15 protein-coding genes are annotated in these 15,135 nt (G+C 43.8%); 10 read left to right on the top strand and 5 right to left on the bottom strand.

The window, feature by feature from the left end; translation table 11 throughout:
* Positions 1-50 precede the first annotated feature (50 nt).
* Positions 51-398, bottom strand: coding sequence for a hypothetical protein (locus AAFP11_RS12585; protein ID WP_341737385.1), 348 nt, complete (start codon positions 396-398; stop codon positions 51-53).
* Positions 399-429: 31 nt separating this feature from the next.
* Positions 430-600: a hypothetical protein gene (locus tag AAFP11_RS12580; protein WP_341737384.1), complete on the bottom strand. Its 171-nt coding sequence runs from the start codon at positions 598-600 to the stop codon at positions 430-432.
* A 273-nt stretch (positions 601-873) separates the two neighbouring features.
* Here AAFP11_RS12580 and AAFP11_RS12575 point away from each other — a divergent pair, with 273 nt between their 5' ends.
* Together AAFP11_RS12575 and AAFP11_RS12570 are read left to right on the top strand one after the other, a co-directional pair.
* A complete protein-coding gene (locus AAFP11_RS12575) occupies positions 874-2,742 on the top strand; it encodes an AAA-like domain-containing protein (protein ID WP_341737383.1) in 1,869 nt (622 codons plus the stop codon).
* Between the two features lie 270 nt (positions 2,743-3,012).
* On the top strand, positions 3,013-3,612 hold the full coding sequence (locus tag AAFP11_RS12570; protein WP_341737382.1) for a Uma2 family endonuclease: 600 nt from the start codon (positions 3,013-3,015) through the stop codon (positions 3,610-3,612).
* A 38-nt stretch (positions 3,613-3,650) separates the two neighbouring features.
* Here the strand turns inward: AAFP11_RS12570 and AAFP11_RS12565 are convergent, their stop codons facing one another.
* Positions 3,651-4,454: a 5-formyltetrahydrofolate cyclo-ligase gene (locus tag AAFP11_RS12565; protein ID WP_341737381.1), complete on the bottom strand. Its 804-nt coding sequence runs from the start codon at positions 4,452-4,454 to the stop codon at positions 3,651-3,653.
* 105 nt (positions 4,455-4,559) lie between these two features.
* On the opposite strand from AAFP11_RS12565, the gene AAFP11_RS12560 reads away from it, so the two are divergent.
* Positions 4,560-7,403 (top strand): AAA-like domain-containing protein, encoded by a 2,844-nt coding sequence (locus AAFP11_RS12560; RefSeq protein WP_341737380.1) that lies wholly within the window; start codon positions 4,560-4,562, stop codon positions 7,401-7,403.
* A 7-nt stretch (positions 7,404-7,410) separates the two neighbouring features.
* Here AAFP11_RS12560 and AAFP11_RS12555 read toward each other — a convergent pair whose 3' ends face one another.
* Positions 7,411-7,872: a COP23 domain-containing protein gene (locus tag AAFP11_RS12555; RefSeq protein WP_341737379.1), complete on the bottom strand. Its 462-nt coding sequence runs from the start codon at positions 7,870-7,872 to the stop codon at positions 7,411-7,413.
* Between the two features lie 343 nt (positions 7,873-8,215).
* Between AAFP11_RS12555 and AAFP11_RS12550 the strand changes: the two genes are divergently transcribed.
* Positions 8,216-8,713: an HNH endonuclease gene (locus AAFP11_RS12550; protein WP_340520766.1), complete on the top strand. Its 498-nt coding sequence runs from the start codon at positions 8,216-8,218 to the stop codon at positions 8,711-8,713.
* Between the two features lie 90 nt (positions 8,714-8,803).
* Positions 8,804-10,075, top strand: a complete 1,272-nt coding sequence (locus tag AAFP11_RS12545) for a bifunctional oligoribonuclease/PAP phosphatase NrnA (RefSeq protein WP_341737378.1) — start codon at positions 8,804-8,806, stop codon at positions 10,073-10,075.
* Here the strand turns inward: AAFP11_RS12545 and AAFP11_RS12540 are convergent.
* Positions 10,072-10,254 (bottom strand): hypothetical protein, encoded by a 183-nt coding sequence (locus AAFP11_RS12540; RefSeq protein WP_341737377.1) that lies wholly within the window; start codon positions 10,252-10,254, stop codon positions 10,072-10,074. The genes AAFP11_RS12545 and AAFP11_RS12540 overlap by 4 nt on opposite strands.
* Here AAFP11_RS12540 and sixA point away from each other — a divergent pair.
* The 5 genes from sixA (at position 10,249) to AAFP11_RS12515 (ending at position 14,795) form a co-directional block, all read left to right on the top strand.
* Positions 10,249-10,743 (top strand): phosphohistidine phosphatase SixA, encoded by a 495-nt coding sequence (gene sixA, locus AAFP11_RS12535; protein WP_341737376.1) that lies wholly within the window; start codon positions 10,249-10,251, stop codon positions 10,741-10,743. The two genes, AAFP11_RS12540 and sixA, sit on opposite strands and share 6 nt — an antisense overlap.
* Before the next feature lie 303 nt (positions 10,744-11,046).
* Entirely contained in the window at positions 11,047-12,192 is a 1,146-nt protein-coding gene (locus AAFP11_RS12530; protein WP_341737375.1) for a citrate synthase, read from the top strand.
* 345 nt (positions 12,193-12,537) lie between these two features.
* Entirely contained in the window at positions 12,538-13,329 is a 792-nt protein-coding gene (locus AAFP11_RS12525) for a TIGR04255 family protein (protein ID WP_341737374.1), read from the top strand.
* A gap of 4 nt (positions 13,330-13,333) precedes the next feature.
* Positions 13,334-13,987 (top strand): hypothetical protein, encoded by a 654-nt coding sequence (locus AAFP11_RS12520; RefSeq protein WP_341737373.1) that lies wholly within the window; start codon positions 13,334-13,336, stop codon positions 13,985-13,987.
* A 7-nt stretch (positions 13,988-13,994) separates the two neighbouring features.
* Entirely contained in the window at positions 13,995-14,795 is an 801-nt protein-coding gene (locus tag AAFP11_RS12515) for a hypothetical protein (protein ID WP_341737372.1), read from the top strand.
* The last annotated feature ends 340 nt before the right edge of the window (positions 14,796-15,135 follow it).

Here is a 15,135-nt window from a genome sequence, read left to right as displayed (position 1 = left end):
ATATTTTATTATTTTATTTTAGAATAATCAGTGGACTCAGTTGAGATAATCTAGATAAACTCAAGTTGGGCGATCGCCTGATTTCTCGCATTCTCTATGGCATCAATCATCGCTTTCACAAATACTTTTCCTTGAGCTACAAATCGTCGCTCGCTCAAATGGTCATAAGCTTGCCAATCTCCGCTAACTTCCGCATCTTGCCACAGAAACCAGTCGCGGTAAATTTCACCGCTATCAATATCATCGCACAGAGCTAGCCAATCATCTCCAGTCAGAACATTGGCATCTAATGCTACCAATTCTAGCCAAGCTAGTGCTGTGCAAGCATGGATCGCCTCAGCATCAACTAAGTCACATTTTGTAGTTGTAGGTAGCGGAACTTCAAGGGTAGACTTCATGATTTATACCTAATTTAATCCATGAATGTTACTATTTATTAAACGGACTAAATGCCACGGGAAAAGTTTCCCTCTGATGAATCTCTGAGCGATCGAGCTTGGCAGCGGCTGATGCTTCAGTTAAGTTGTTCAGGGTGTTAATGGTGAATATGGCTGTGGTTGCTAAAGCTGCCATTGCCAGTCTGTGTAAAACATTGTTCATTTTCGTGCCCCTTTTTGCTTGATGTATGTACTATAAAAAGTTAATCAATTAGACACGGGGGAGATTGGGGAGTTAAGCATTTTTTTAGGTTAAAATATGTTTAAATTTTGAAGTGGTTGACCAGATAGGGTTTGAGGGTGCGATCGCTAATAAAATTTGAATAATTAAAATTAAGTGAGTTGAAGGTGGCGGACTATCTTCCTTAAAATCCCTTAAAATAGGTAGTAGATAGGTTAAACTTCCTAGATTCCTTCTCCTTTAAGTGCAAGCGAAGTGATCAAGTCAAAACGCGATCGCGGTCGAATTCTCACCGCCCCAGGCTTAAAGAAGCTGAATGAGGCGATCCAAGAATGGTCAGACCGATATAACATTAGAGGTACTCTCACCGAAGTCGAGGCTGAGTCTGGCGTTGGTTCCGATACAGTCAGCAAAATTCGGCAGGGTAGAGAAGGTGCAGACGAGAGTAAAATTCGGCAATTGTTTGCTGCTTTTGATTTGACCTTAGCCCATGGCGACCATCGATCGGCTAAACTAGACGATGGGGAAGATGCCGATGGGCCGAGGAATTTGCCACCGACTGAAGAAACAGTCCCTAACAGCCGAAGTGTTAAGATTTTTATCAGCTATCATAGCGTTGAGCCCGATCGCGAATTAGGAAAACAGTTGGAAATAGCCTTAAGTGCGATCGGGCATACAGTCTTTACCATCGAAAACAGCATTAAATTAGGAGATAATTGGTTCGAGCGCATTAACTACTTCCTCAAAGAATGCGATTATTTACTATTGCTATTGCCACCAACTGTCAACCAAAGCGAACTGCTAACTTATCAAGTTCAGCAAGCCAAAGAATTGCAAGATTCTCGCCCTGACAAAAAGCCAGTAATTTTGCCCATTCGCGTCGGTTTTCCCCTGAGCGAGCCTCTAAATCACGACTTGCGAGGCTATCTTTACCGCATCAAACAAAGGGAATGGCAAACAACCGCCGATACTCCTATTCTGATCGAAGAAATTATGAATTTGCTGGCAGAAAATGCCGCACCTATCAAAGATGAACCAGCAGAGTTAATCCCCAATCACATATTAGAAATTACTAACCATAACATTCCTTTGCCCACAGCAGAACCGGAATTGCCAGGAGGACAAGTCGATGTCGCTTCTCAATTTTATGTAGAACGCCCTCCCATCGAAGAAAGGTGTTATCAAACTATTTTGCAGCCCAGCGCCTTAATTAGAATAAAAGCTCCTCGACAGATGGGGAAAACTTCTTTAATGGCAAAAATTTTGCACCGCGCATCCTGTCAAGATTATCGCACTGTACCGCTGACTTTTCAGTTAGTTGATAAAACTGTATTTGCCAATCTCGATAAATTTCTCAAGTGGTTTTGTGCCTATGTAGGGCGAGAGTTACACATACCCAATCAACTAGATGATTATTGGGATGAAATTTTTGGGAGCAAAGTTAACTGCAAAGATTACTTTGAAAAATATCTGTTGCCACAAATCGACACTCCTTTGGTGTTAGGATTAGACGAGATCGATCGCGTTTTTCAATATCCCGACATTGCCGAAGATTTTTTAGGACTGCTGCGGGCTTGGCACGAAGAATCCAAGCGGCGCGACATCTGGAAAAAACTGCGCTTAATTGTAGTTCACTCCACCGAAGTTTACATTCCGATGAATATCAATCAATCGCCTTTCAACGTCGGACTGCCCGTAGATTTGCCAGAATTCAACGCTGGGCAAATCCAAGATTTAGCAGCGCGCCACAACTTGAATTGGTCTGAGGCAGAAGTAGAGAAATTAATGGCAATTGTCGGCGGTCATCCTTATCTAGTGCGAGTTGCATTATATCACATTTCGCGCTCGGATTTGATGCTTGATGAATTAAAAGAAAGTGCGATCGCAGATGCGGGAATTTATAGCGACCATTTGCGCCGCCAATTGTGGAATTTAGAAGAATATCCAGAGTTAGCGCAGGGGATGAGAGAGATTGCTGCGGCGGATTCTCCGGTGCAATTAAAGGCGATGCAGGCGTTTAAATTGGATAGTTTGGGGTTGGTGAAATTGCACGGGAATGAGTGCGTGCCCAGGTGCGAACTGTATCGGCAATATTTTCGATCGCACTTAAGCGCGATCGGGTAAGATTAAATGTGGGTTAAAAATCTGCGCTCGAAATCGGCGGTTGAAACCGCTCCTTGTCAAACAAAGTCCGCCTACGCGGACTAAAGAATCAGGTGAATGATACCCATGAACGATATTTTTTTAATAACTTCCGATAATTGGCTAGATTGGATAACCGTGTTTGGTTATCTAGGTTTTACTGCTTTCATTGCATGGCGCGTATTGACCACAAAGTAGATATGTGTTAAAACTAGGTGAAATCGTAACTAAATCAACTCCTGCATACTAATTATGTCACCTGTTGAAAGTCTCGCAGCAATTCCCAATGATCTGATTTTGCGCTTGAGCATCGAGCAGTATCATGCGATGATTCAATCAGGCATTCTCACGGATGATGACTCTGTAGAATTGCTGGAAGGTTGGCTGGTTTTCAAAATGCCAAAAAATCCACCGCATCGAGTTACAACTCGTCTTGTCAGAACAGCTTTAGAGAATATTTTACCTCCTGGTTGGTATGTCGATTCCCAAGAACCGATAACGCTATTCAACAGCGAACCCGAACCCGATATAGTAGTTGTTAGAGGGGATACACGACAATATCTCGATCGCCATCCTGGTGCTGAAGATATTGCTCTGATTATAGAAGTATCTGATACAACGCTTCAGCGCGACCGAACAATCAAAAAACGGATTTATGCCCGCGCTGGAATTGCCATTTATTGGATTGTGAATCTTGTGGAAGAGCAGGTGGAAGTTTACTCTCAACCGAGTGCGGAAGTTGAGCCACCAGATTACAGTCAAAGGTTGGATTTTGGGCGATCGGCTGTTGTACCGATTATGATTGCAGGAATAGAAATAGGGGCGATCGCTGTCAATTCTCTTTTGCCTTAAGATAAATAATAAGATAGCTATATAAAACTACCTTTTTCTTATTCTTTCTTTCCATCTTCGCGTCCTACCCTAGGGGAACGGCTTCGCCGAAGGCGCCTTCGCGGTTCGTTCAACTTTCGTAAAATCGGAATTTGTTCTAACTGTTCCGATCGCAAACTATCCCAGTTTAACCCGGTTGGGCGCGGATAACTTGTATTAGTTTCAATTACTTCCTGGGCAGTCACAATCCAATTCAAAGCCCAATCGTGAGCCTGCATTGGCAAAAGCGAATCTGCAACTACTTGCAAAGGATGCACAGTTGTCACAATCGGCGTATCGATTTCTACTAACCCGAATTCCTGCAACATCGCTAATTCCAAATCAGCAAATCCTGCTCCTTTCCCGGTTCTTCCACCGCCCGGCCCCGCCGCTACGCAGCCGACTATTACTAAATCAATCGGCTCCATTTCTGCAAAACTTACCAATCTGCCACAAGTGAGGGCTTTGCGGGCGATCGCACTTTCGGCAATAGATACATTTTGCCTTTGCAAATCCTCAGCAGTCAACTCAACAAAACAGCGATCGTCTGTCAAGCGCGGTACTGCCATATACAGCCGTTTTCCATCTTGTAAAGCCCGCATCCGCACCGGAATTTGCGCCGAATCAGGATTGCACTTAATTGTTTTTGCCTGTTGCCAAATCGATAAACTTGCCAACTTTTCCGCCGCCAATTCGGCCCCAACAAAGTTGGGAATATGACCAAACGGATCGCCAACAGATGCGGCTTGCTGCTTCAGCAAAGACCAAATTTCATTTCTTAAATTGTCTTTGTCGTGGTGATATCCAGTCCAATCAGTTTTCATGCTGTATTATGGTACAATATATCATACAAAATTCTACTTGAATTCTTCAGTCCGCGCAGGCGGACTTCGTTTGTATAGTCGCGGTTTCAACCGCCGAACTAATTTATGAATTTTACCACCAAACCCAGTTACTATCAAGTAGGCGGGAGTCTCACAAATAACGCTCCCAATTATGTGAAACGGCACGCAGACGACGACTTCTATAACGGATTGAAAGCCGGGGAATTTTGTTATGTTTTAAATTCTCGGCAAATGGGGAAATCTAGCTTGCAGGTGCGGACAATTCAACGGCTTAGAAGTGAGGGAATTGCTTGTGCGGCGATCGACATTTCGGAAATTGGCAACCGTGGCGTGACTCCCGAACAGTGGTATGCTGGTCTTCTCCGCATTCTCGAAAATAATTTTAATCTGTCAGATGTTGTCAACGTGCGGACTTGGTGGCGCGATCGCAATTTTTTAGCCCCAGTTCAAAGATTGAGCGAATTCATAGAAACTGTACTGTTAGCTAATATTGCCAGTAACATTGTCATTTTTATTGATGAAATCGACAGCATTCTCGCCCTAGATTTTTCCGCCGACGATTTTTTAGCGTTAATTCGCTCGTGCTACAATAAACGGGCAAATAATTCAGAATTCGATCGCCTAACTTGGGCGCTTTTAGGAGTAGCATCACCGACGGATTTGTGCCGCGACAAGAATGTCAGCAATAACACCCCATTTAATATTGGCAAGGCGATCGAATTAACTGGTTTTGACGAAACAGAAGCGCAACCGTTAGCAGCGGGGTTGGCTGAGATTACAGATAGTTCTCAAGAAGTTTTGCGAGAGGTTTTGTATTGGACGGGAGGGCAACCTTTTTTGACTCAAAAGCTTTGTAAACTTCTCTTTGAAAATTCACATTTAATCGGGGATTTACCCCCCCCAGCCCCCCCTTATCAAGGGGGGGAGAAAGAGCAAGTCAATAATTTTATCCAGACTGAGAAAGAGCAACTCAAAAATTTGCCCCAGATTGAGAAAGAGCAAGTCAATAATTTTATCCAGGGGCAAAAACAGCAACTCAATAATCCTAAAGAGTGGGTGGAGAAAGTGGTGCGTTTAAAAATTGTGGATAATTGGGAATCTCAAGATGTGCCGGAACATTTATCTACAATTCGCGATCGCCTGTTTAAAGAAAATCAACGCATTGTCAGGAGACTCGGATTATATCAGCACATTTTACTGCAAGTTGAAGTTATCCCTGATAGCACTGCGGAACAAATGGAATTGCGCTTGACTGGATTAATAGTTAAAATTGGGAATAAACTAAGACTAGCTAATCCTATTTATGAAGCTATCTTTAACAACACTATTGTTCAACAAAAATTAGATGAATTGGCTCCTTACTCCTCGGCTATTAAAGCATGGTTTAATTCTCACTGTCAAGACAATTCACAACTTTTGCAGGGGAAAGATTTACAATCATCGTTGATTTGGGCTGCCGAAAAAAGTTTAAGAAATGAAGACTTTCAGTTTTTAACAGCCAGCCAAAAACTGATGTTTACCGCTCAAAATCAGCTTTTAGAATCTACTAAGCTAGAAATTACACAAGCTGTCAATGATGCCCAAAAAGCCCAGTTAGAAACACAAGCATCTAAACAAAAGGCTAAACAGTGGATCGGTCTTGGTTCGGCGGCGCTTGCTCTATCTTTGGCGGGGGCGATCGGTTTTTCAACTCTCGCTTACCAGCGGTTCAAACTAGCACAAGCTAGTATCGAAATTGAACAAACTGGTAGTGATGCTTTACTTTTAGCTGTGTCTCAGAAGACTGAAAATAGTCAAGCTTTGTCTGAGGCTTTACTGCGGGCGATCGCCTCGGGAAAAGCATTGAAAAATTTGGTAAAAAACCAACCTCATTTAGAACTATATCCTGCCACTAGACCGCTGTTAGCTTTACAAGTGATTCTCGATAAACTTAGTAGTAACAAACAGCAGCTTCAACAATCATCTCTGCCACTCAGAAAGATGAATTGGAAAGCTCACAAGGGTGCTATTACCAGTGTGGCTTTTTCCCCAGATCGCCAAATTATAGCTACCGCAGGAGTAGATGATAGCGTGCGGATTTGGAGCTTATCCGGGCAAAAACTTTCTGAATGGAAAGCTTTACAAAAGTCGATAAATGTGTTAAATTTTAGTCCCGACGGCAAAATTTTAGCAACTGCTGGTAAAGATAGCACAGTTAAGTTATGGGATTTATCGGGGAAAAAAATCTACAAATTTCAAGCCATGTCAGGCTCGGTTACTAGCATTAGTTTTAGCCCGGATAGCAAGTTTTTAGCTGCGGCTGGAATAGAAAGTAATGCTGCTATTTGGCAGATTTCTCCCATTCCAAAAACTAGATTGTTGCCAGTTTTTTTGCCTGGTCATAACGGCTTAGTTAGAAGCGTTAACTTTAGTCAAAACGGGGATTTTTTAACTACTTTAGATGGCAAATCTACGGTGCGTATTTGGAATTCATCTGGTAAGTTAATCCAAAAAATACCCGTTCAGGCGATCGGCATTAGTTTCAGTCTCAACCAACAGCAGCAGCGCTTTGCTACAGTAACATTGAATGGGAAAATAGGGCTGTGGAATTTGTCAAACCAAGAATTAGTGAAGGAATTTCAAACTTTGCATTTAGATGCAAAATCTATTAGTTTTAGCCCCGATGGAGAACGGCTTGCTACCGTGGGAATTGATAAGACAGTGCGGTTGTGGAATTTAGCAGGGCGGCAAGTTGCTCAATTTGAGTTTGCAGAGAATGTTGTTAGTGTCAGTTGGAGTCGAGATGGAAAGCAAATTGCTGTGGCTGGAAGCAATGGTACTGTCTGGTTGAGGAAAGTTGAAAGTTTAAAAGAATTACTGAAGGAAAGTTGCAATTTTTTCACCAATCAACCGGAGTATTTGACAAGAGTTTCCAGTCTTTGTCAGTAACTGATTATCAATTTACCTTAACAGGTGGAATACTTAAATTAGGATTTTTGATTCTTCTTAATAGTTCTTGTCTCGCTTGTTCAGGATTTTGCCCTCTCGGTATCTGATATAATAACCTACAGGAACCGTCTTGAGGATTGGCAGCACAAATAATCGGTTGACCTGTACGGGATGCACCTGCTGTGACAATATTGTCCCAGTTTCCCTGGGATTGGGCATTGTTGAGAATTGCTGAAACTCGCGTACACCGAGTAATCGCATCTTCGCCGGATTCATTGAAATAGTTGTCTGTAACCCACAAAATAACCGGAATATTTTTGCCTTGTTGGTCAGCAATTGTAGCTGGATGGCTACCAGCAGCCCCGCAGAAGAATGAATATGTTTGAGCGAAAGCGGGAAGGTTTGTGAGAATCGGGGCGATCGCTATTATTGACGCGCTAAAAACTGACTTTAAGAGCCAAAATTTCATGGGAATTAATCAGGCTGGCGATCGAAGGTTATTTATAGTCTAAAAAATTAAACTGATGCTTGCCGGGAAGATTAGGGATTTAGGGAAAAAAATCAAAATATGGGCAAACTTTTTCCCCATCCCTGCTACTGGACTCATCAGGTATAAAATCTCGACCGAAATCCTCGCCCACATACTCTCCGGGCCAGAAAATAATTCGCCCCCACAAGCATCTGCTGGACTCTAGAGGCTAAACCTGCTATTTCTTCACTTTTGTGTTGAGACTCAATCATTGCTGGCGTCACCCCCCTAAATGAGAACCTGTGTTACCATCGGTGAAAATATTCTCGCTTAATAATCAACAATGGGCAATGTTCTGGTGCTGAACGTCTCCTACGAACCCCTTAACATCACCAATTGGCGAAGGGCAGTAGTTTTGTTGCTGAAAGGAAAAGCTGAGCAGGTAGAACACAACGGGAAATTTATTGCGCCTAATTTCCCGCTACCGACAGTGATTCGACTGCGGCATTATGTCCGAGTTCCCTACAAGGATATTCCACTCACCCGCCGGAATATCTTGCACCGGGATGCCCACTCTTGTCAATACTGTAGTTACACTGGGGATGATTTAACCCTCGATCATGTGATTCCTCGATCGCGCGGAGGAGGTGAATCTTGGGAAAACCTCGTCACCGCCTGTATGCGCTGCAACGTCAAAAAAGGCAGCCGAACCCCGAAAGAAGCCGGAATGCTCTTGCGATATCCGCCTCGGAAACCTTACAGCGGTCTTTATTTTGAAGTGACTAAACACGTTAAGAGCGGTATGCACCAAGAATGGCAAAAATATGTAATCGGTCTTTAAAGCCCCTGTCAGCGCAAGCGCGGGGGTTTTTTTGTAGGATTGTTGAGTGTTGAGTTTTCAGTTCAAGAGTTCAAAAGTTCAAAAATTTTTATGAAAGACCCCCCTAACTCTTCTGGTACAACCTCGGTAAACAACCAGGTTCAACTAGAATCTAACGATGAAGTTGTAGTATCAAATGTTGCTGGTAAACGGCGCAGCAAAGCTGAAGTTCCAGTCGAAGAGAGTCGCCCCAGGAGATTTTCAGACCCTTCGGCCGATCGCCAAGTAGAACTGTTGCGCCAAATGTTGGAGCGACACCGCGGCCAGCGCCAGTTAATCTTACTGCAAGATTTCCCAGACCCCGACGCACTTTCGAGTGCTTGGACTTACAAATTAATAGCGGAACAGTACGACATTAACTGCGATCTTATCTATGCAGGAGCCCTGAGTCACCAAGAAAATATTGCTTTAGTTAAATTGACTGGTTTACCCTTGCAAAGGTGGACGGTGGAAACTGCAAAAACTAAGGATTTATCTGCCTATAAGGGCTGTGTTTTTATCGATAATCAAGGAACTACTTGTCAGTTAACCGATCTGGTTTTAGGGGCAGGAATTCCGATCGCAGCAGTTATAGACCACCACAGTTTGCAAGGGGAAATGAATGCAGAATTTGCGGATTTACGCCCCCAAATTCGCGCTACAGCCACGATTTTTACCGAATATTTGCAAGCGGGACTCCTAAATCTTGACGGTAGTATCAGCCAGCATATTAAGTGTGCTACGGCTTTGATGCACGGTTTGCGATCGGATACCAACGCCCTCCGACAAGCTGAGGAGGAAGATTTCTTAGCTGCGGCTTATTTGAGTAGGTTTTATGACCCCCAGTTGCTGAATGCGGTGTTGCAGTCCTCTCGCTCTAAATGGGTGATGGATGCGATCGAGCGATCGCTCAAACACCGCATTGTCCAGAACAATTTTTCCATCGCAGGTATCGGCTATCTCCGCTATGACGATCGCGATTCCATTCCCCAAGCAGCGGACTTTTTAGTCACAGAGGAGAACGTACACACAGCCGTTGTCTATGCCATTGTTCACGACAAAGACGAGGAAATTGAAGTAGTAATTGGCTCCCTGCGAACCACTAAACTGACTCTCGATCCTGATGAATTTATTAAAGAAGCTTTTGGTCAAGATTCTCAAGGACGCTTTTTTGGTGGAGGCAGAAGTCAAGCTGGAGGTTTTGAAATTCCCGTAGGATTTCTTTCTGGTGGTAATGACAATAGCGATTATGCAAGACTGAAATGGGAAGTATTTGATGCTCAGATTAAGCAAAAATTACTGAAATTAATTAGTCCTACAGACAATCCTGTTTATCATAATTAAAGCCAGTAATCAATCTCGTCGATCGCCGATCGAGCATGATGATGATGCCAAACCACAGGGGCGCGATCGGATGCAGCTTGCGGTGAACCAATGGACTGGTAAAATAGGCAACAAAGACCGATCGCACCCCATCTGAAAAAAGTGCGATCGGACACCTCAACCAAGAAAAGCCAGTGCATCTATACCTGATCCGTCACGGCATCGCAGCCGAACCCGAAGCCTACGCGACAGACGCAGAACGCCCACTGACTAAAGAGGGCGCGAGCAAAACCCGAAAAGTCGCCCAGCGTCTGTATGAAATCGAAATTCAGTTTGACCTAATTCTCACCAGTCCCCTCTTACGTGCCACCCAAACCGCCCAAATCCTGCAAACAGCAGGTTTGAGTTCCCAAATCGCCGAATCAGCAGTCCTAGCCCCATCAGGAGACATCCACAACTGGCTAGAATGGTACCAACAGTGGCAGGAAACAGGAAGCCGTAGCTTGGCTCTAGTGGGGCACCAACCAGATTTAGGCAACTGGGCAGAAACTTTGCTCTGGGGCAGAACCCAAGATGCCATCATCCTCAAAAAAGCAGGTACGATCGGCTTAATCCTCCCCGAAACAGGCTCCCCAGTTGGCCGCAGCCAAATGTTCTGTTTACTGTCGCCCAAGTTTTTGCTGGGGTAGAAAGCAAATAGGTGTCAACAACCAGGTTCATTCCACAGCCCGACAGGGGTTGAAACCCCTGTCTCAAAGCGCAAGTCCTCTCAAAGAGGACTGATGATGATGAGTTCTTGAGTCCTCTTTTAGAGGACTTTAGCTATTAGACAGGGGTTTCAACCCCTGGCGGGCTTTCAGGCGATTGTTGACACCAATGGCAATGCCGTGTCCCTACGGGGATATTGAGTTTGTTAACGCGGCGACACTATCTTGCTTTCTGCTAATGTACTTTGAATAGATTAGATTCCACTCACACAACACGGTATCGCAATGGTCGTCGGCGAATTCAAGCCAGGTTTAGAAGGTGTTCCTGCTACCTTGTCCAGCATTAGCTTTGTAGATGGACAAAAAGGGGTACTAGAATATCGTGGTATTAGCATCGAGGAACTAGCACTCAAAAGTTCCTTTGTGGAAACTGCATATTTATTAATCTGGGGCGTACTTCCGACAAAGGAAGAACTAGAAGCCTTCGAGCATGAAATTCGGTATCATCGCCGGATCAAATATCGCATCCGGGACATGATGAAATGCTTCCCCGAAAGAGGACATCCCATGGATGCCCTGCAAGCTTCAGCAGCCGCCCTGGGCTTGTTCTACTCCCGCAGAGCTTTGGCAAACCCAGCATACATTCGAGAAGCTGTAGTGCGACTACTAGCCAAAATTCCGACAATGGTAGCAGCATTCCAGCAAATGCGGCGGGGTAATGACCCGGTGCGGCCGAGGGATGACTTGAACTACTCGGCTAACTTTCTGTATATGCTCAACGAGCGAGAACCCGATCCGCTGTTAGCTAATATTTTTGACGTTTGTCTGACTCTGCACGCCGAACATACAATTAATGCCTCTACATTTTCAGCAATGGTAACAGCTTCGACGCTGACAGATCCTTATGGGGTAATTGCTTCGGCAGTTGGCACTTTGGCGGGGCCTTTGCATGGGGGGGCGAATGAAGAAGTGATTGAGATGTTGGAACAAATTGGTTCGGTAGAAAACGTGCGACCTTTTGTCGAGAAGTGCGTTGAAAACAAGGACAAAATCATGGGCTTCGGTCACCGGGTTTACAAGGTGAAAGATCCCAGAGCAACTATTCTCCAAGGGTTAGCAGAACAGTTATTTGAGAACTTCGGTAGCGATGATTATTACGACATTGCTGTCAAGTTGGAAGAAGTGGTGGAAGAAAAACTGGGTCAGAAAGGAATTTATGCCAATGTAGATTTCTATTCTGGTTTGGTTTATCGGAAAATGGGAATTCCTACAGACTTATTTACTCCTGTTTTTGCGATCGCCCGTGTGGCTGGCTGGCTGGCTCACTGGAAGGAACAGCTAGAGGCAAACCGCATTTACCGCCCTACTCAAATATATACTGGTACTCACGGTGAGTCCTATATTGCGATCGAGGAAAGATCCCCATCCTAACTTCAAAGCTGTAGCCGTAGGGTGCGTCACCTTGCAAAAATCTGTCAATAAAAATCGACTTTTCGAGTAGCGACGCACCTTATCAAAATGTTGGTTTTTTTCCTCATCTCTGGAAAAGAACAGGTGCGTCGCCATGAGATTGTCGCTGTTGATGAAGGATTGTCGATGGCGACACACCCTATAGGGCTTAACTATACAAGCCAGTGAATTTTAGGTTGTAGAGATTCCTTTTACAAATGGTGCAGATTCTAAAAAACGTTCGGTACGCAGGAAAAATCTTCGTAAAAGTGTAAAGTGATATGTAAAATAGAGTTGTGGACATCCTATGGACATCCTTTTGATATTATGAAAACAGCAGCGCCAAAAATGAGTCTTGCGCCCGTGTTCTACACACTGGCTCAGGTGCAATTTAACCCAATTGCCCAAATCTCGGATTATGTTGCCCGTTTGCAGGAGCGCCTGCGCCGAAGTGGGTTCCCCGACTTCCAAGCCGAAAATCAATTAGAACTCACAATTCGCCGACTAGATGAATCACAACCTGATGTTCAGCCTCAGCAGCATATGCGCTGGAGCTTCATGAATACTGAGCGTACTGAAGGATACCTATTGCTCTCGAATGCCTTGGTTTTCCACACTACTAAATACCACACCTTCACAGATTTCTTGCAGAAGACCATCTCTGGCTTAAAGCTGGTTCACGAAATTGTTGAGCTGGCTTACGTTGAACGAATTGGACTTCGTTATCTTAATGCTGTTGTATCGATGGATAAGGACACACTGCAACAATACTTGAATCCATCTCTGCTTGGTTTTTCTGCAAATCTAGAGGGTCGTCTAAGCCATAGCTTTACTGAGACGGTAACAGTTGTTGATGACGGCAATTTAGTTGCTAGAGCGGTTATTACGGATGGGGCATTAGCTTTGTCACCTGACTTGATTTCGTTACAGCTCTCACTACAACCCCAATTCACAGGGATTAATAGTCGGAATGCTGTGTTAGATACTGACTATTTTGTTGTTAACCGAAACAGTTTCGATCTCAAAGAAATTGAAGATCAACTTTTGAAGGCGCATGACATCATCACCAATGCTTTCAAAGTTTCGGTGACTGACTACGCTAGAGAAAAATGGGCTTAAGAATATGAATACAATACCTACACCCTATTCCCAGGCTTCTTTTCATCCTACGAAAACCTATACTCCTAATGAGATAGGTGCATTAAGAGTTGAGCTATTTATTTTGACAGCAGGTACTGGTGGTATCATGACTGCACATAGTGCCGCTGAGTTACTAAATCGACTTCACTATCCACGTATACATGTCGAACATTCTAGGGCAAAGCAGGCTGATACGCAATCTGCCGTAGGCAGCAGTGCTACGCTATCGCCTGCTGAACATGTTGCGAATATCCGTGATGTATTTGCTATAAATATGTCTGATCTAGCTTCTGTTCTTGGGGTCACTCGTCCTACTGTATATGCCTGGCTGGCAGGACAAGAGCCAAAGGGAGAAGCAGTAATGCGTATTCAGAAATTGTCCCGCGTGGCCGACCAATTTAATCGAGCAAACATCATTCGTTTAGATAAGCTTGTGCATCGTCCGATTTTAAATGGACGTTCTTTGCTCGATATACTCAAGACAGATGAAGATCCTGTAGCAGATTTAGCCACTCTCAAGGCAATAGCCGATAAAGAAGCACAGACTCGCCGTGAACCTAAAGGCTCTGGCAAAAACCTGAGATCGCTCGACGATGTGTTGAGCGAGTCATCTGTGGCTGTCTATGAGAGGAGTTAGTACAAGAATGCCTTGGTCTCGAAACACCACATGGCGACAGGGTAGCGTACTGGCTCAGAAAGACTTTCAGGCAGTGGGCTGGACTGGTGTACCTGATACTGATCTGGCTATAGCAATATCCCACGATTGCGATATCGCCAATGACAATCTGGATGTTGAACCTGCTGTGGAATTCATTTTTGCTCGCATCCTAGAGCAGCGCGACGGGAACTTCACTAACGGGAAAAATCCGCGCACTCTACACATAGATTACAAACATGATGGACAAATTGTTTTCTTTGAACTGCTCGCTTCAAAAAAGTTGATATTGCCTAAAAATATGCTTGAGAATCTCCAGCCTGATGAGACTTATAAACTCAATACTCATTCTGGGCAGATTCTTCAGAGTTGGCTGGCTGCTAGATACCGTCGCCATGCTCTACCGAATAGCCTTGTTGATCGGCTTGAAGCCGTTTTTGAACACATTGAGGATAAAGGTAAGAAAAATTCTGCTGGAATATTGTCTTTCCGTCTGTCTTATGATCCCGAAGATGAACTTCCTCCCGAAGAACCGTATGAACTCTCGATCAGCATTGTCTACATCATTGATAAGGCTGAATACGGTGAAATGGCTGTCAATATAGCAAGTAGCCTCAAGAAAGAATTTCCCAATCTTTTAGAAAAGACAAAGGATAGCGGAACAGTGGACTTACGCAAATGCGAAGCGGTCTCTGAAATGGAATTTACAGTTCGTGATATGCGTGACACAGTTGAGTACCGTCTAGAACACTTAAGCTATCGTACTGAGCCTTCGGGACCAGTTATTTAAATAACTTCTAGATTTCCTTGAATAAAACCAACATAATTTTATCTGGAATCTACTGAAAAATTAAATGATAATATCCATCCATCATTTACATATTTTTGAATAAGAGAAATAATGTTAGCTTGGTAATTGTTGAGTAACTTATGCGATTGCTTCTAACTTTTGCAAATAATTAGTTAATTTATTCTTTATTTTAATCTCCCCAGCCCAACTTATATATTAGACATCTCCCAAAAAGAAATAGTTTGCCGATCGCTCTTAAATTATAATGGAATTTTACCTCAAAAAACATGAGCCAGCTCCGAGAATATCTTGAAAAACATCCATCCGAGACTCAAAGAGT

The sequence above is a fragment of the Microcoleus sp. CAWBG640 genome (genome assembly GCF_020883015.1).
Taxonomy (GTDB): domain Bacteria; phylum Cyanobacteriota; class Cyanobacteriia; order Cyanobacteriales; family Microcoleaceae; genus Microcoleus; species Microcoleus anatoxicus.
Note: the sequence above shows the minus strand (reverse complement) of the source record. Positions and strands in the feature narration are given on the sequence as shown.